The organism is Aeromonas sp. s8 (genome assembly GCF_040907785.1).
GTDB lineage: Bacteria > Pseudomonadota > Gammaproteobacteria > Enterobacterales > Aeromonadaceae > Aeromonas > Aeromonas veronii.
Genome location: NZ_JBFOCL010000012.1, coordinates 36,422 through 52,830, shown reverse-complemented (window position 1 = coordinate 52,830; position 16,409 = coordinate 36,422). Strand labels below are relative to the sequence as shown.

The following is a 16,409-nucleotide window of genomic DNA, read 5'->3' as shown; positions in this document are numbered from 1 at the left end:
ATTCCATCACCTGCTCAACGCAGGCTGTTGATCAACAAATTGAGGGTGGGGGCAATGATCAGCACCAGCATGGGCAACATGATGAGCGCCATCTGGATGAGAGTGATCTTGCCCGGCAGGGAGCCTGCCTGCTCCTCCAGTGCCAGTCGTCGCATCTGGCGCGCCTCCTGACTGATGGTGCGCATGGTCTCGGCCAATGGCGACCCGTACTGCTGAGCCATCTGCAAGGTGTTGGCGAGACGATCCAGCTCGGGCAAACCGGTCCGCCAGGCAAGCCGTGCCAGACAGCTGGCCTGATCGCCGCGCATCTGGATCTCGGCATGGGTACGCAAGAATTGCCGGGCAAGCCCCGGCTCCAACGCCTCCAGATAGTGACCCACTCGCAGCAACGCCCGATCCAGCGCAAGCCCTGCCTCGACACTGATCACCAGCAGGTCGATGGCATCAGGCGCCACCTTCTGCTGAGCCGCCTTGACCTTGCGGGCCCGCCACTGCAGCCAGCGCTCCGGCAAACCGGCCCCTACCACATAGGCCATCAGTACCCACATCAGGGTGAATCCATCGGCCGGGGCACCCAGCAGGCGCCATGTCAGCACCATGATGGCCAACCCCAGCCCCCCCAGCAGCTTGGCACCCCGTAGCCGGTCAAAACCCTGGCTGGCAAAGATCCCGGCTTGCGCCAGTAACTGCTGCAAGCGTGCCTGCTCGCGGCCGCCCACCGGATAACCGCGGCCGCACCACGCCAGCCACTCACGCCCCGGCACCTTTGCCGCAGCAAGAGTGGCATAACGGCGACACTGTTGTTGCCACTGTTGCTGTTGCCGGTAACCGTACCAGCCCGTCACAGCGGCAAGCGCAAGCGACAGCAGTGCCAATGCGAATAGTTGGGTAACAGCCATGACCTACCCCTGCAGACGCGTGAGCCGGCGGATAAGCCAAAGCCCCACCGCCACGCTGATTGAGACATACCCCATCACCCACTGGCCGCTGGCCGTGGTCATCAGATAGGTAAAGTGCTCCCGTCCGGTACTGAACAGCACCAGCAGGATGATGACAGGCAGAGCGGCCAATACCTTGGCAGAGTTGCGACTCTCGGCGGTGATGGTCTGGATGCTGGCCGCCAGGGTCTGACGGGCACGCAGGGTTTCGACCAGTTGTGCCAGCACATCGGAGAGGCGACCACCGGTCTCTTGCTGCAGGCTGAGCACTATGGTCAGAAACTGGAACTCGGCCACCGTGACCCTGCTTGCCGCCTGTCGCATCACTTGCGCCACCGGTTGCCCCACCTGCAACTCGTCGTGCATCTGGGCAAACAGCCGTGACATCAAGCCGCGCTGCTGCCGTGCCACTTGCAGGAAAATATCGGCCAGCGGCGCCCCCACCCGCAGCGCCCGGATCATCCCGTCAATCACCTCGGGCAGGCCGGTGCGAAACTGCTCCAGCGCTCGCTGTTGCAGCTGTTGATAGAGCAGCAGACCAAGCAGCAGTGCCCCGCCAACCGCCAGCAACAACGCCAGCCAAAGCGGCATGCCATTGGCGACCAGCAAGATGCAGGCAAGTGCGGCGCCTGCCGGCCCCTGCCAGCACCAGCGAGTCAGTTGTTCCTGACCCACCATGGTCACCATCTGCTGATACCACTGGGGCAAGGGACGCGCCGCCTCCTGGGACTCCGGTTGCCCGCCATAACGCTGGCTCTGTTGCAGCCAGGCTTCACGCCGACTCTGCCACTGCCAGAGCAGCAGACAAGCCGCCCCCCAGCCAAGGCAGACCGATAACAGCATACTCATGCGCCCTCCTCCCCATCTTCATCCATGCACGCCTGCAACTCGGCTAGCAGGCCCGCCTGACGAGCCTTTTCTTGTACCCCGGCCGAGAGCGGATGGGCCATGAAGCGCCCCTGCAACTTGCCATGCAGCTCGGACTCCAGCACGAAACGAAACACCGGTTGCATCCTGATCTGGCCTCCCTCCAGCGCCGTGATTTCACTGATGGCAGTGATGCGGCGCTGACCATCGCGCATCCGCTCCAGTTGCACCACCAGATCCACCGCGCTGGCGATCTGGGCCTGAATGATCTGCTCAGAGAGGCGCTCAGCCCCCATCTGCAACATGTTGGTCAGGCGCAGCAGCGCATCTTCCGGGGTGTTGGCGTGCAGGGTGCAGAGTGAACCGTCATGGCCGGTATTCATCGCCTGCAGCATGTCGAACGCCTCGGCGCCGCGCACTTCCCCCAAGATGATCCGGTCCGGCCGCATCCGCAGCGCATTGCGCACCAGCGCCCGCACACTCACCTCCCCCTTGCCTTCGGCACTCTCGTTGCGCGTTTCCAGCGGTACCCAATGCGGCTGCTCAAGAGAGAGCTCGGCAGCATCTTCAATGGTGATGATCCGCTCGTCGTCATTGATGTGCTTGCTCAGGGCGTTGAGCAGGGTGGTCTTGCCCGACCCCGTCCCCCCCGAGATCAACACGTTGAAACGACTGCGAGCAGCCAGACCGAGAAAGCGGGCCATGGCATCCGACAAGGCCCCTTTCTCCACCAGATGAGCCAACGTCAGGCGGCTACTCGGGAATTTGCGAATGGAGATGGAGGTGCCGCACAGGGCGATAGGCGGTGCAATGACGTTGACCCGGCTGCCATCGGCCAGACGAGCATCCACCATGGGGGTAGACTCATCCACCCGCCGTCCCACCGCATTGACGATCCGCTGCGCCACATTGAACACATGCTGACGGTCGCGAAAGCGCACCCCTGATAACACCAGCTTGCCGTGCCGCTCCACATAGACCTTGTCCGGACCATTGACCAGAATGTCCGACACCTCGGGATCATCGAGCAGGGGTTGCAGCGGCCCGACCCCCACCATCTCATCCACCAGTTGCCGCCCCAGCAGGAGCAACTCCTGACGGTTGTAAGGGAGCATGCGGCGGCTCGAGAGCTGATCGAGGGCATTCGCAACCCGCTCCAGCAATGCATCACGGGGCAAGGTGGCGGCCACCGAGGGCTCCACCAGCTCGTAAAACGCCTCGCGCGCAGCCTCAGACATGGTCAGCAGCGCCCCTTGTACCGGCGGCTGCCGATTGCTGGCTTGTCCGAACATCAGCGCAATCCTCCCCGGCGGCGTCCCGCAGGTTGAGTGCCAACCAGCTCGGCTGCCAGCCACTTGATTGCTCGGGCCAGTTTGCTTTTTTGCTTGATAAGCGCCATACCGGCCCGCTCGGCTCGCACAAAGGCGCCGTGGTCATAAGGCAACACGGCGGCATGAGGTTGACCACAGACTCGCTCCAGCTCCGTGGCGGGCACTCGCCCCTCCTTGCCGCGGCAATGGTTGCCTACCAGCAGGTGACGTTGAGCCTGCCCCCCTTTGGGCAAGTTCCCCAACAGTCGCAATGCCCCCAGACTGAAATCGTGCAACCAGATCACCACATCTGCCTCTTGCAGCAAGGCGCGTAACCCATGGCTGCGCAGGTCCGGCACATCGATAATGAGGGTGCTGTAGTGCTCAGCCATCACATTGACCGCGGCCACCAACTGCTCGGCGCCGAGCACCAGCTCAGCGCCCTCGTCATAGAAAAGGAACAACCGTGACCCGAGTTGATGAGCGGTGTGGGCCAGCAGGGTGCCATCTAACCGATCAGTCGCCTGCCACCACTGCTCGCCGGGCGGGGCATAGTCGCTGCCCAGCAAAATAGGGTGACGGCTGTGATAAAGATTGAGATCCAGCAGGGCCACCTGACGGTGATGCTGCTCTGCCAGCTCCAGTGCCAGATTGGCGCAAACGGTACTGGTGCCCACGCCACCCGCGGCCCCCACGACACAGATCACTCTCCCTTTACGCAAGGAGGTCACCAGAGGCACCCCCAGCAGACGCAGCAGACCTGCACGAAGCGCATCAGGATCCAGTGGCGCCGGGTAGTAATCATCCACCCCCACCGAGATCAACCAGCGAAACAGGGCGACATCTCCCCGCTCCCCCAGCAGCACCAGCCGCATCTGGGGTGGACAACATTCGGCAAGCGCCGCCAGATCGGCCGCCAGCGTCTGCTGATTTTCCACTTCCACCAGCAGGATATCGGGCGCCCCGTGAGCCAGACAGTGCGCTCTGGCCTCTGCCAGAGAACCCGTCAGTTGCAGGTGCTCCACATCGCTCAATCCGGCCATCACCCGCTCGACCCCGGCACTCAAGGCAGGCTGGCGCGTCACGGCCACCAGCCGTTTGGCTTGTTCACTCATGACTTACTCCCCGGTCGTCTGCTGTTTCTTGGCCGACTTGGCCTTGCCCTGATAGAGGCGCTGTACCGCGCCGGCATCGAGGGCGCTACCACTGCCGTCATAACGAGCACCTCGGGCCCAGTGCTCGCCATGGCTTTGGGCACGATATTGATTGCGCAGCACCAGACAGGCGCTGGCAGGGGCTGACGCCCCGCCTCTGGCATAACGGCAGCTACCCGGCTGCAAGGTGGCATGGAGTTGCACCTGATAGTCACCTTGCCCAGTCGGGGTGAAGATGAGCCGGGTATCGAGCGCCAGCCACTGAGCCAGCTGCTGGCGCAGCGCCTCCGGCGTTGGCGCATGGCTTGCTGGCTGCGGCCCGCTGATCTGCAGCGTGACTTTGCCCGCCTCCAGCCGATTGGCCAAAGGGGCCAATTGCCATTGCAACTGCTGTTGCAACTGCGACGGGGCAACCCGGAATTGCAACTGATCCTTGAGAGGGGCAGCCGGTGGTGGAGTGGTACAAGCCAGTAGCGGCAACGTCATGGCCAGCAACAGCGTCTCTTTCAACATGGTCATCCTCCTCAGTAGCTGTAGCCATAGTTGCCAAACAGGCGGGTTGTCTGCCCCGCCGGCAATTGGGTTGACCCCATGTCGGTGAAGAACAGTCGCTCGAAGCGACTCGGAGCCCGGTAGTGATCCAGCGGCGTCGACAGAGAAAGGGGATCGCTGGTGGGCTGTACCAGACGGGCGGTAGCGATGATCACCAGCTCGCTCTCCTGATTTTTGAAGCTGTTGCTGCCAAAGAAGGGGGCCAGCCCGGGGATCTCTCCCAGGAAGGGCAACGCTTCGTTATTCTGGTTGCGATGGCTGCGCACCAAACCTGCCAGCGCAAAGCTCTGGCCGTCAGCCAGCTCGATGGTGGTGGTGGTACGACGCGTCTCGATACCCGGTACCACGACCCCGGCAATGGTGACGCTGTTCTCCCGGCTCAGGGTCGATACTTCCGGGGAGACCGTCAGGCTGATGCGATTGTTGTCCAGCAGGGTCGGCGTCAGCTCCAGCGAGATACCGAACTTCTTGAACTCAATCTCGGGCCCGTTATCCCCGTTGCCAACCGGAAAGGGGAACTCACCGCCGGACATAAAGGTCGCAGCCTCTCCCGATTTGGCCGTCAGGTTGGGCTCGGCCAGTACATTGACCAGGCTGTTTTCCACCAGCGCATCGATGATGGCGTTGATGTAGACCACATCTTTCTTGCCGGTCCAGCTGCCTCGCTCCAGCGGCTTAGGGAAACGGTTACCCGGCGAGACACCCAACTGCAGATACTCCCCCATCGCGCTCCAGCGCAGTCCCAGCTGTTCACTGGTAGTACGCTGCATCTCGACGATGCGCACCGATATGTTGATTTGATCCGATCCGGCCAGTCGCAGCTGGTTGATGACATTGGCGTACTGACCGCTGCCCCCACCGGCGACAGCGGCACCTTCATCCTGGTTACCCGCCGGAGGCGAAGGGGCCATCACCGTACTCTGGGCGACGGATTGCGGTTGCAGTCCCTTGGCAAAGCCTTCCACCATGCTGAGGATTTCGTGCGCCTGCAGCGGGCTGGTCACCTCTCCTGCCACTACGATGGCACCGCCCGACTCGCTAAAGGTGAGTCGACTCTGGGGAAAATGCTGACGGGCCAGCTGTTCAAGCGGTGCGAGATCAGCGACGACGGTTACCCGATAGTGACCCAGGGTTCGGCCATCGAGGGCGGTCACCACCAGATCGGTGTTGCCCACCTTGCGGCCATAGATCAGCAATTGCTGATCAGAGGGGCTGTGTACTCTGACCAACTCCGAATTGGCCACAAATGCATCCAGCACAGGTTCATCAAAATTGAGCAGAGTGGATTGCTCGGGAGTGAGCGTCAGGCTCTCGGCGGCTGCGGCCCAGAGCGGCAGCATGGCGAGCAATATGGCAAATGTTCGCAACATCATTTCCTTTCTGTGTTGATTAGGGTTGACGGGTTCGGTCGTTGCCGTCGCCATAACTGATCTTGACCCCATGACCTGGAATAGCTCTCGGGTTCTGGCCGCGAGTGACCTGTTCAGCCCATATCAGACTCCCCTCCGGCAGCGCCATCGCAGGGCTGCCCGCCGGTGCGCTCTGTGCCGAACGCAGTACCAGAGCCAGCTCTCCCAAGCGATGTGCCAGCAACAAGCGTGCTGCCGCCCGAGGGGGCAACTCGAAGGTCACGGCGACCTGGTCGAAGTTATCCTGTGCCGCAGGATTGCCGTTGAGCGCGGCGATATCGGTCACCTGGGCGTCGATGGCCAGCAGTTTGATATCGGTCAGAATGATCTCGGCCGACTGATTGCTGGTTACCTCTGCCCCTTGGGCATTGTGCTGACGCGCATGCTTGCTGGTGAGGATCACATCCACCCGGTTACCGGGCCGGATCAGGCCGTGGCTGGCCGCCTCCCTCCCCAACGCCAGCGTCACCGCTCGCATGCCCGGCGCCATCATGGCGGAGAGATAGTGACTCTGCTCGGGACGAACCAGATCATCGGCAGAGACTATCTGGCCCGCCTCCAGCGTGCGGGTCACCAGACTCCCCTTGAGGGCCTTGGTATCGGTAAAACCAAACAGAAAGAGACCCGGCAGGTTCCTCTCTTCGGCTTCGGGAAGGGCTTGCCAGCCCAGATCTTCGGGATGGATGAAAGAGCCAGCCTGCACCCGATGGGCGGCAACCAGCACTTGGGCCACCCGATCCGGCGCTAACGATTCTGCTGGCGGATCCCGTGGGGATGCAGCGCTCTGCGGCGCAGGTTCAGCTGGCCACAAGGTAGCCAGCATCGCCGCCAGCACCAGCAGTGCAGCGATAAGCAAAAAGAGTTTCTTCATAAGGTGTGACTACATAAATAGAGGTGTGGTCAGAGCTGCCGCCCAGAGGATGGCAAACCCATAAGGCACAGTAGTTGGATTGGGTGAAGGGCGCAGGCGGCTATGGATCAAACACACCAGGCTGAGCAGGCCACCGGAGAACGCCATCAACAGCAATAATTCGGGCCATTGCTCGCCTGCCCCATAGAGGCAGACCGCCAGCAACTTACTGTCCCCGGCGCCACACCAGCCTCGGTGATAGGCAACCAGTCCCAGCAGCAAGGTCAGTATGGCCAACACCAGTGACAGCGGATTGAACGGCAACAACCAGCCAACCCAGAGGGCCAGTACCAGCACCGCAAGATTGGGGATCCGCCGTTCGAATAGATCACTGACCAGACACCAGCAGGCCATCAATGTGGCGAGCCATTGCCCCCACGCCATCACTTGCCAGCCGCGTCCATATTCAACCCGGCAACGATGGCGGTGAACTTCTCCTTCAACGCCGTGATGAAGATCCCGTCCGAGCCAAATATGGCCAGGATCCCGGCCGCCAACCCTGCAGCCAGGATGCCGTACTCAATGGCCGTGGCACCGCTTTCATCCTTCAGGTAGTCACGAAGGTAATCCCAAACTCGCATCGTCATTTTTTGTCCCTGTTTTTTATGCCTGAAATTAAACAACGACAGGATGATATTGAGATCACAAACAAGAATCAATATCATTATCACCAAATGAAATAATTCGCAGAGTGAATTTGCCAATCTAACGAAGTTAACAGCAAAAACATCTGCAATGGGTTTCATTTACGCGCTAAAAACCGGACTTGGCAGATTAATAATCTAAACAACAATAACGGAGTCGAACGTGTTCAGGACAACGAAACCACTGCTGTTGCTCCTTTGCTGCGCCACATTGCTGGCATGCAAGGCAGAGCTGGGCAGCCCCGAGCAGGCGGGAAATAACGCAAGCAACAGCGGAGGAAGCGGTAGCAACCAGCAACCCACCACACCGGATAGCGGAAGTGGCAACACCCCGGGCACTGCGGGAGGTACTGCCAGCGGAGGAAACACCAGCAGTAGCAGCGGAGGGAGCTCAGGTAGCGGCTCGGGAGCAACTGCACCAGACCAATCGGGCCAACCAACAACGGAGACGACACAGCCCGCCCCACCCACTTCGCTGGATCTGGCCGGCGCACTGCCGCTGACTCACGAACAGGGTGGACAATTTGATATTCAGCTCTGTGCCGACAAGGTCTGCGTCACCCAGAGCGCTCAGGCTGATGGCAGTTTCGGCTTCAAACTGAAATTGAGCCAATGGCCACAAGACAAGGCGCTGCGCCTTGTCGCCAGCCACCGTCAGAACATCGCGCTATCCCTCAGCAGTGAATTGCCTACGCTGACACAACTGCTCAAACAGGATCAAAACGGGGATGGCATCATCACCGAGCAAGAGAGTCCTCGTCTGCACCTTTCCCCCATGCCGCTGGCATATCAGAGCATCATGGCGGCGCTGCAAAAGCAGGAGGGAAAACAGGATGTCTCTGGCCAGCTCTTCAGTGACCCTCATCTCAATCACCGTTTTGCCCGAGATCTCACCGCCTTGCTGCAGTTGACCCTGAACGGCGATATGCCGAACCCGGCTCAGCAGCTCGGTGAGTTGGCAACTGCACTGGTCAGCCAGCAACAGTCCAACCCGACATCCACCCTGCTTGAACACCTGACGACACTGGCCACCAGCCAAGGCACAACATTACCTGACGACGCCGAAGCCCGGCTGAACGATGCCCTCGCTGCCATGGAGAAACTGGATACCCGCACAGCGACCTACCAGCTGCTCACCACCTTCTACCCACAGCGCAAACTGACCTTGCTGGGACAATTCCCCTCTCGTCTGAGCGAAGCATCGGTATCGGTAGAGATCGGTGCCAAACCCAACCACGATGGGCTCAATGCCCACTATTTCACACCCGAACGCCCCATTCGGCCACAACGGCTTGCGGTAATGGCCCAGAGTGGTCGGATGCAAGAGTCTCTTCCCATCAAGCAGGGCAACCAGTACAGCATCACTCTCACGCTCGCTGACCTCAACAACAGCTTCGCCAGTTGCAAACCGGGCAGCAGCGAGACCAGTGATGATCTGATGGAAGATACCCTGACCCTGGTGGTACAGGATGCCAAGAGTGAGGTGGAACTGCGCTCGGTGCTCGGCTCTTTCTGCGAGCTGGTCAAGCGCGATGAAAATCGCGATGGCATGCTCGGTGCCAACGAATATCCGCGCCTCAATGTGGGCTATACCACCACGGCGCAGTGGGCTCTGCTGCTCAAAACCACTCTCAGTGCCGGCATGGGCTCTTTCCTGGACTGGCAAGCCTGGACCCTGGCGGAGCTGGATCAAAAACTCAAGGCACTACCAAGGCATCAGGTTGAGCTACTGGCAGCCATGGTTGCCCTGCAGGCCGAGGGGGAGCTCTGGCAGCAACCTGTCAACCTGATCGAGGGCACTGATTTTCGCCAGCAACTGCTGAGCTGGCTGGAGATCAACATGGCCAATGAATATTCAACCGTGTCCCGCAACAATCAGATACCGGACCTGTTCAAACTGGAAACCACCATCGCCGAAAATAGCGGGCTGGGGCCCCTGTTGAATGCCAATCCAGACAAGAACATCTCCCACATCATCAAGGCGGCGGCAGGTCTGATCCGCAACTCGGAAAGCGATGCTCTTCTCTATCCCGGAACCAGCACAGCGGGTAGCTGGCTCACCCCCTACCCCAACAGCCCCATATCCCCTGTCTGTCAGCGCGAGGTGTTGTCAGATCAAGTGATCGGCCTGGCTATTCTGGGCCAGGGCCGTGATCAGGATGGTAGCCACTGGGTCACCATCGGCTGGCAACCCCAGGAGGGAGTGAGTCAGTATCGAATTGGCTGGGGGAAAACCCCGTTTGAACATATTGAAAACGCCGAACAGCAAGACATCAGCCAGCTGACTCGCATCACCCTCAAGGGTCTCCCTCACTATCAGGACTACCAGATAAGAGTGATGAGCGAGGGTGGCACCATCAGTGCCCCACTGACCTACCGAGCCGGGCAGTTGCATGTGGCCGATACCCGTATCACCCACAGCATGGGGCTGGATGATGGCAAGCGTGGCCGGGACTTGGATAGCCGCTGCGATCCCTTGAGTGGACAAGCGGTCAACAGCAATCTGGATGGAGAGCTTGGCGCTCGCTACATCAAGCTGGACAACCGGGGAGAGCCGCTACCACGCCAGGATCTCTCCTACAAACAGATGCCGTTTGCCTGCGTGGTCGATGCCCTGAGCGGGCTGGTATGGGAGACCAAGGTACAACACAAGGATGGCGAATCTTCCCTGCACGATGACAAGAGCCTGTTTGCCTATGACGATATCCAGAGCAACAACGCCTTCAACGGCAGCTGCTATGACCCGCAAAGTGGCGCCCTGGCCAGTGACCGTAGCCGCTGCAATCTGAAACGCCAAATAAGCCAGGTCAACCAGAGCAAGCTGTGCGGCCTCTCCAACTGGCGTGCCCCCAGTCAGCAGGAGTTCTATGGCATCATGACCCTGACCGGCGAGAATCCCGTTGCCCTCGATACCCGCTACTTCCCGCTCTATTCAGGTCTGCAATACACCGATGGCAAATGGCAAGAGCTGGAGAGGATCTTCTACGGCTTCTGGACCTCGGATGTCATGCCAATCAGCCGTCCCATCGGCACCTGGGCGAAAGATGATGGCGGTCCGGATGCATATAAGGTTCGGCCGGATACCCAGCTGCGAGGCAGCGTTGCCAGCCAGTATCAACCCCACCACGTCATGCTGGTGAGCGATGGCTTCAAGGTCACAGGAGAATAAAATGTACCACTCTCTCTTCCCTCTATTACTAACTGCCGCCCTGTTGCCAGTAGCAAGCCAGGCCCGTGTATGCCTGCTTGGCTATCAGGACGATGATACCCGTTTCGTTAGCGAACTGATCGACACGGACGAAGGCAAGCTGCAGGTGGTCAACGACAGAGCCACCGGTCTGCAGTGGCTCTACTGCCCATACGGCCAACAAGTCAGTAATAATGGCTCTGGCTGCGAGGGCATGCCCGAGGTGATCAACAGCAGAGCAAACCCGAGTGACAACCCCTTGATGACCATCATCATGCAGGCCAACGACCGGCTGAACACCCCTGCACACCCTTGGCGGGCCCCAGACATCAAGGAGCTGTTTACCCTCTACAACCCTCAGTGCCAACCTGGTACCTACAGCGCAGTGGGCTTTCCAGACCCTCAGCTGGCCGCAGATACTGAAACCCTCAAACAGCGTGCGTGTGAAGCCAGATATGATCCGGTGACCAATGAATATATTGAGCCGACTGAAGAGCAGGCACAGGCTTGCAACAAGCTCACCGAGCAAAGCAATGCCTTAACCATGCTCCAGTTTATTTCAGACAGTTCCTCCGGAGATGGATACAACTACCTTCAGTTCGAACCATCACATGAAGTGTTTAATGAAGGCGGTTACAGTGCACCTATGCTTAGGCTCGTCAGGCCAATCCCGAACCACAGTGAATGACGCCGTGCTGGCCAAAGGGAGGTAACTCCCTTTGGCAATTTTTGCCTTGGCTTTTTACTTCCGCCAAGGGAGTAGGTATGATTCGGCCAGCGTAAAAAGACTTGAATGGATGATCTGAACTCGATATGCGGATGAAACACCTGATTGCCGCGGCTTTGGCCGCCCTCACCCTCTCCGGTTGCAGCCTGGTCTATCGTATCGATATTCCCCAGGGCAACTATGTGGAACAAAAACAGGTCGACAAACTGCGCCAGGGGATGACCCGCGAGCAGGTCAGCTATGTACTGGGAACCCCCATGTTGCGTGACGGCTTTGACCCCAACACCTGGTACTACCTCTATGAATTCCAGCCGGGCCACGGCGACAAGGAGCGCAAAGAGCTCACTGTCACCTTCGCCAACGACAGGCTGACCACAGTGACGGGTGACTTCCCGCTGCCAGCAGCTTTCAATACCCCGCTCTGATATCCCGCAAAACCGGCCTCGCGCCGGTTTTGTTTTATCCAGCCCCGCGTAATTCATCCTGCCCGACAACACTGAGTCATTTCTCCCCATTGCAGCTGCTCGCAAATTGCCTGATGCTGATGAACAGCCACCATGGCATCAACACCATCGAATGACACAGGGAGAATCCCCATGAGCCGGATCCTGATTGCCGGAGCCAGCGGCCTGATCGGTCGCGAACTGGTGCAGCAACTGCCTGCCGAACATGAACTGACCCTGCTCTGTCGCAAGCCGGGCAAGGAGGCGCACCACTGGCTGCCGGTCAATTTTGATGATCTGGCCAGCGTCACCCTCTCCCGCCCGGTGGATATCGCCTTCTGTGCCCTCGGTACCACCCGCAAGGAAGCGGGCTCTGCCGAGGCGTTTCGTCGGGTCGATCTCGACTATGTGGTCGCCTTTGCCGAGCTGGCCCGCCGCCACGGTTGTCAACGGCTCATCGTGGTCTCAAGCATGGGGGCCAGTGCATCGTCCCCGGCTCTCTATCCGCGTACCAAGGGGGAGATGGAGCAGGCCCTGCTGGCCCAATCCTGGCCACGGCTCGCCATCGTGCGGCCCGCCATGCTACTCGGAGATCGCCAGCCACCGCGCCTCTCCGAGCAGATCTTTCAGACCATCTATCCGCTGTTTCGGCCACTGCTGGTGGGCAAGCTCGCCCGCTGGCGCGCCATCGAGGCCCGTCAGGTGGCCCGCGCCATGTTCGCCCTCTCGAAACTGCCTGCCGGGTGCGAGATTGTCGAGAACGAGCAACTGCTGGCACTCTGAGCCCGACCTTCCCCACTACTTAAGCTCTATGCCGTAAAAACAGCAGGGCAAGCCAACCGGCTTGCCCTTTGTCTATCTGTTGGCGTGATACACCCCAACCACCTCTTGCCACCATTGACCGCGCTCGGCAGTCAGGGCAACCGCCATCAACCGCGAATATGGTCGATAAAGGCGTCGATCTGCTCGCGAGTGCAGGCCGGATTCATAAAGACTGCCTTTTCCCCGGCGATGTAGGAGTACTTGCCGCGGGCGTCATAGTCGGAGTGGGCCACCGCCTCCACCCAGTTGGTGTAGAGCCCCACCTTGCCGCGCCCCTTGAACAGGCTGCGGTGGTAGTCAGTGTTACGCTGCAGTCGCGCCTTGTAGGCAGGGTCGCTGGAGCGGGCCAGCTCGAAGGCGAATTCGGCTTCCGGATCGCTCACCCACTCGGGGTTGTAGATCTTGAAGCCGACGCTCGGCCCCTGATTCTCCTGCGCCACCAGCTTGACGTTGCCAAGCTGACTCAGGCGATAGCGGAAGTAGTTGGCATTTTGCAGGCAGTGGGCCAGCACGGTGCGATACCCCTCGACCCCCATGTAGTTGAGCGCCGCATAGGCACCGAACAGACCGCTCGCGCCGCGGGAGCACTCGATGGTGGATTGCAGGTGGGTCTGGCCCTGAATGTCCCGCTCGAAGTAGGAGAAGTTCTCCGGGTCATTCTCCATCGCCTTGAGGTCATCCTGCTCTTTAATCATCACCAGACTGGAGGTGTAGGGCACATAGCCCCACTTCTGGAAGTCGACGGTGAAGGAGTCGGCATATTTGAGCTCGGCAAAGCGCGCCACGTTGCGCTCGATCCCCGCCAGGGTAGCGCTGTTGATGGCGAGCGGGTTGGCGACAAAGTCGTAACCCAGGAAGAAGATCATCGACCAGCCGATGGCTGCATCGACGTGGATGTGAGGTTTGACCGCCACCTCGAACTGCTCGCAGAGGCGATTGCGCAGCTCGAACACGGGTTTCACCTGATCCACCCCGAAGGTGTCGGTGGTGCCCATGGTGAGCATGATGGTGGGTACCACGTGCTTCAGGGCAAAACAGGCAGTCAGGGTGCGCTCGAGGTGGTCGAGATCGATGTCATTGTTCTCGCCGACCTGAATGCGGATAGTCTTGTTCTCGATATCGACCCCGAGCAGGGAGAGGTTGGTGATGTTGGAGTAATGCCCCCCCTGGGAGTTGATGATGCGGTAATCCTGATAGTGGCCGAGCCCCTTGTGCTTGGCCTCCGGCAAGGTTTTGCGAATGCCTAGCAGGTAGCCGTAGAGGTTACAGAAGGTCCCCCCCTGGGTGAAAATGCCGGTGGCCCGCTCGGGGTCATAGCCCGCCAGCAGCGCAATCTGGCGCACCACCTTCTTCTCCAGCTCCTCGGCCACCCCGGCGTATTCGGAGTAGACCAGATTGGGGTTGGCCAGAATGCCCAGTTGGGCACCGTAGATAGCGGGATCCGCCGACATGGTGATGACGTTCTCGACGCTGGAGGGGTTCTCCCAATCCTTCGACAGGGCGGCGGCAAACAGCAGCTCGGCCATCGGCTCGCCCGGGGTGCGCATGGTGGCGGGCACCGGCATGGTCTCGCAGAGATCGGCCAGGCGGGCGCGGCCATCAGGCCAGGCATTCAAACGGGCATCCGGCGCCAGGCCACGGGCCCGAAATTCATTGAGGGTGGCAAATCCGGGTTCGCGAAAAACGGGCCAGAGATCGGGATTGCGCGAGAAAAAGTTGGCTTTGACGGTGGCGAAACGGGCGGAGAAATCGGGGTGGATGGCATTGACGCTTTCGTCTTGCAGATAAAGTAAGTCACTCATTTTTATACCATTAGTACAGCAAATGTGCAGCCGTTATACCCCTGTACCAGAGGGGCTGACAGCGACAATATCTAATGGCCTACCCTACTTTTTATCATGTATCAGCCATGACAAGGGCTGGCAAAAAGGCGCCTTTGAGGCGCCTCTTTTTATTTCGTGATCTTGCTCCCATCCTGGCTGACAACGTACTCACGACCAGACCGCCATCCGCGCAGCGCCCCCTCAACGCAGGGAGGTCAACAGCCACTCGGCAAACTCCGCCAGCTCGCTCTGCTGATGCGGGAAGGCCGCCAGCCAGGGCTGCAGACACGCGGCGACAGCGTCCGGTCGATAGCCGCAACCCGTCAGTTCGGCCGCCAGCAGATCAAACGGGGCCGGCTCCAGAGTATCGCTAAAGAGCTGCGCCCGGGTGATGACCCCCTTCTCCACATCAAAGTGCAGCTCCACCCCGCCCCAGCTGAACCGCTCCTCCAGCAGGTGGCTGAACGCCGGTGCATGGCCATAGTTCCACTCCCAACTGCGCTGGCGGGCGAAGGTCTCGGCAAAGCCCGGCAGATCCGGCATCAGCTCCGGGGAGATGTGCTCGGGCTCAACTCGCGCACCGTAATGGTGTAAGAAGGCCTCGACCAGCGCCTCGCTCATCTGTTGATGGTCGATCCCCGGCAGCAGTTCGCACAGATTGGCCACCCGGCTGCGCACCGAGGTGATCCCCTTGGCCGCCAGCTTCTTGGGGTCGGGGTTGAGGTAGTTGGCGAGCCGGCCGAGATCGGCGTCCAGCAGCAGGGTGCCGTGGTGAAAACCGCGATCCAGAGTCTCCCTGTAAGCCGACCCCGATACCTTGCGCTCCCCGTCCGGGGTCGCCACCAGCAGATCGTTACGACCGGAGGCAAACGCCTCGATCCCCAATCGCTTGAGCCCGTCCAGCACGATGGCGGTGGAGACACTCTTGTCATACTCCGGCTTGCCCGCCATGAAGGTGAAGCAGCTGTTGCCAAGGTCGTGGAACACGGCGCCGCCACCGCTGCTGCGACGCGCCAGGGTCACCCCATCCTCCTCCATCCGGCGGGTATTGCACTCCTTCCACGGGTTCTGGGCCCGGCCGATCACCACGGTATTGGCATTGCGCCAGAGGAACAGCACCCGCTGGCCGGGGTCCATCTGGCGGAAGATGCACTCCTCTACGGCCAGATTGAACAGGGGATCGTGAGAGTCGGAGACAAGCAGACGCAAGCGGGACATAAAAAGACCTTATCCGGAACTGGGGGCAACATGATAACACTGACGGGGTACCATCACTGAGCCATTGCACATTAACCGGTGCGCAGCAGCCACGACACATTTGCGTCACACCTGACCGCCCCATAAAAGTATCTATTGATATAACGACACAGCTTGACGTGCAACCACGGAAAAAATGCAGTCAAGCCACAATGACAACGATAAAAACGGGAAAAAGTGGCTAGAATGCGACCACTTCGATAGGCCATATGACTCTCTTATTGGTCACATAACTTGCAAAAAAACGGCATGTATCCATCCCGTGTGATGAACGACACAAAAATGACTTTCCAACCCCCCTATACCCTATTGCAAACGCCTTTTCTCCCCTTGCAGGTGACACAAAATTGCTTGAATCTAGCCTAG

General features: G+C 59.9%; 15 protein-coding genes. 4 read left to right on the top strand and 11 right to left on the bottom strand.

What is annotated here, in order from left to right:
* Positions 1-14 precede the first annotated feature (14 nt).
* Genes AB5Y86_RS03025 through AB5Y86_RS02985 form a run of 9 tightly spaced genes read right to left on the bottom strand, consistent with a single transcriptional unit; the run spans position 15 to position 7,886 of the window.
* The gene (locus tag AB5Y86_RS03025; RefSeq protein ID WP_368192096.1) at positions 15-899 is read right to left on the bottom strand and encodes a type II secretion system F family protein; all 885 of its coding nucleotides are present in this window, start codon (positions 897-899) and stop codon (positions 15-17) included.
* A 3-nt stretch (positions 900-902) separates the two neighbouring features.
* A complete protein-coding gene (locus AB5Y86_RS03020; protein WP_368192095.1) occupies positions 903-1,787 on the bottom strand; it encodes a type II secretion system F family protein in 885 nt (294 codons plus the stop codon).
* Positions 1,784-3,097, bottom strand: coding sequence for a CpaF family protein (locus AB5Y86_RS03015; protein WP_368192093.1), 1,314 nt, complete (start codon positions 3,095-3,097; stop codon positions 1,784-1,786). Before AB5Y86_RS03015 ends, AB5Y86_RS03020 begins: the two co-directional genes overlap by 4 nt.
* Complete coding sequence (locus AB5Y86_RS03010; protein ID WP_184232363.1) at positions 3,097-4,230, bottom strand: P-loop NTPase; 1,134 nt, start codon at positions 4,228-4,230, stop codon at positions 3,097-3,099. The genes AB5Y86_RS03015 and AB5Y86_RS03010 overlap by 1 nt, the downstream gene beginning before the upstream one ends.
* A gap of 3 nt (positions 4,231-4,233) precedes the next feature.
* On the bottom strand, positions 4,234-4,782 hold the full coding sequence (locus AB5Y86_RS03005) for a pilus assembly protein FlpD (RefSeq protein WP_368192092.1): 549 nt from the start codon (positions 4,780-4,782) through the stop codon (positions 4,234-4,236).
* Positions 4,783-4,793: 11 nt separating this feature from the next.
* The gene (locus tag AB5Y86_RS03000) at positions 4,794-6,191 is read right to left on the bottom strand and encodes a type II and III secretion system protein family protein (protein WP_368192144.1); all 1,398 of its coding nucleotides are present in this window, start codon (positions 6,189-6,191) and stop codon (positions 4,794-4,796) included.
* Between the two features lie 19 nt (positions 6,192-6,210).
* Positions 6,211-7,101, bottom strand: a complete 891-nt coding sequence (gene cpaB, locus AB5Y86_RS02995) for a Flp pilus assembly protein CpaB (RefSeq protein WP_368192091.1) — start codon at positions 7,099-7,101, stop codon at positions 6,211-6,213.
* A 9-nt stretch (positions 7,102-7,110) separates the two neighbouring features.
* Positions 7,111-7,524, bottom strand: coding sequence for a prepilin peptidase (locus AB5Y86_RS02990; protein ID WP_185716067.1), 414 nt, complete (start codon positions 7,522-7,524; stop codon positions 7,111-7,113).
* A complete protein-coding gene (locus AB5Y86_RS02985) occupies positions 7,524-7,886 on the bottom strand; it encodes a Flp family type IVb pilin (protein WP_227016189.1) in 363 nt (120 codons plus the stop codon). The genes AB5Y86_RS02990 and AB5Y86_RS02985 overlap by 1 nt, the downstream gene beginning before the upstream one ends.
* Positions 7,887-7,947: 61 nt before the next feature.
* Between AB5Y86_RS02985 and AB5Y86_RS02980 the strand changes: the two genes are divergently transcribed.
* The 4 genes from AB5Y86_RS02980 (at position 7,948) to AB5Y86_RS02965 (ending at position 12,924) form a co-directional block, all read left to right on the top strand.
* A complete protein-coding gene (locus tag AB5Y86_RS02980) occupies positions 7,948-10,953 on the top strand; it encodes a DUF1566 domain-containing protein (RefSeq protein ID WP_368192090.1) in 3,006 nt (1,001 codons plus the stop codon).
* A gap of 1 nt (position 10,954) precedes the next feature.
* A complete protein-coding gene (locus AB5Y86_RS02975; protein ID WP_368192089.1) occupies positions 10,955-11,659 on the top strand; it encodes a hypothetical protein in 705 nt (234 codons plus the stop codon).
* Positions 11,660-11,784: 125 nt separating this feature from the next.
* The gene (bamE, locus tag AB5Y86_RS02970) at positions 11,785-12,123 is read left to right on the top strand and encodes an outer membrane protein assembly factor BamE (protein ID WP_111901246.1); all 339 of its coding nucleotides are present in this window, start codon (positions 11,785-11,787) and stop codon (positions 12,121-12,123) included.
* Positions 12,124-12,294: 171 nt separating this feature from the next.
* Positions 12,295-12,924: an NAD(P)H-binding protein gene (locus AB5Y86_RS02965; protein ID WP_368192087.1), complete on the top strand. Its 630-nt coding sequence runs from the start codon at positions 12,295-12,297 to the stop codon at positions 12,922-12,924.
* Positions 12,925-13,070: 146 nt separating this feature from the next.
* Here AB5Y86_RS02965 and AB5Y86_RS02960 read toward each other — a convergent pair whose 3' ends face one another.
* Both AB5Y86_RS02960 and AB5Y86_RS02955 read right to left on the bottom strand, forming a co-directional pair.
* Positions 13,071-14,765 (bottom strand): aspartate aminotransferase family protein, encoded by a 1,695-nt coding sequence (locus AB5Y86_RS02960; protein ID WP_368192085.1) that lies wholly within the window; start codon positions 14,763-14,765, stop codon positions 13,071-13,073.
* 222 nt (positions 14,766-14,987) lie between these two features.
* Positions 14,988-16,004: a lipoate--protein ligase A gene (locus AB5Y86_RS02955; RefSeq protein ID WP_368192084.1), complete on the bottom strand. Its 1,017-nt coding sequence runs from the start codon at positions 16,002-16,004 to the stop codon at positions 14,988-14,990.
* Positions 16,005-16,409 lie beyond the last annotated feature (405 nt).

Bases quoted from the DNA above. Each gene is read 5' to 3' on its own strand.
- AB5Y86_RS03025 (WP_368192096.1), bottom strand. From the start codon at position 899: ATGGCTGTTACCCAACTATTCGCATTGGCACTGCTGTCGCTTGCGCTT.
- AB5Y86_RS03020 (WP_368192095.1), bottom strand. From the start codon at position 1,787: ATGAGTATGCTGTTATCGGTCTGCCTTGGCTGGGGGGCGGCTTGTCTG.
- AB5Y86_RS03015 (WP_368192093.1), bottom strand. From the start codon at position 3,097: ATGTTCGGACAAGCCAGCAATCGGCAGCCGCCGGTACAAGGGGCGCTG.
- AB5Y86_RS03010 (WP_184232363.1), bottom strand. From the start codon at position 4,230: ATGAGTGAACAAGCCAAACGGCTGGTGGCCGTGACGCGCCAGCCTGCC.
- AB5Y86_RS03005 (WP_368192092.1), bottom strand. From the start codon at position 4,782: ATGTTGAAAGAGACGCTGTTGCTGGCCATGACGTTGCCGCTACTGGCT.
- AB5Y86_RS03000 (WP_368192144.1), bottom strand. From the start codon at position 6,191: ATGTTGCGAACATTTGCCATATTGCTCGCCATGCTGCCGCTCTGGGCC.
- cpaB (WP_368192091.1), bottom strand. From the start codon at position 7,101: ATGAAGAAACTCTTTTTGCTTATCGCTGCACTGCTGGTGCTGGCGGCG.
- AB5Y86_RS02990 (WP_185716067.1), bottom strand. From the start codon at position 7,524: ATGGCGTGGGGGCAATGGCTCGCCACATTGATGGCCTGCTGGTGTCTG.
- AB5Y86_RS02985 (WP_227016189.1), bottom strand. From the start codon at position 7,886: ATGAAACCCATTGCAGATGTTTTTGCTGTTAACTTCGTTAGATTGGCA.
- AB5Y86_RS02975 (WP_368192089.1), top strand. From the start codon at position 10,955: ATGTACCACTCTCTCTTCCCTCTATTACTAACTGCCGCCCTGTTGCCA.
- bamE (WP_111901246.1), top strand. From the start codon at position 11,785: ATGCGGATGAAACACCTGATTGCCGCGGCTTTGGCCGCCCTCACCCTC.
- AB5Y86_RS02965 (WP_368192087.1), top strand. From the start codon at position 12,295: ATGAGCCGGATCCTGATTGCCGGAGCCAGCGGCCTGATCGGTCGCGAA.
- AB5Y86_RS02960 (WP_368192085.1), bottom strand. From the start codon at position 14,765: ATGAGTGACTTACTTTATCTGCAAGACGAAAGCGTCAATGCCATCCAC.
- AB5Y86_RS02955 (WP_368192084.1), bottom strand. From the start codon at position 16,004: ATGTCCCGCTTGCGTCTGCTTGTCTCCGACTCTCACGATCCCCTGTTC.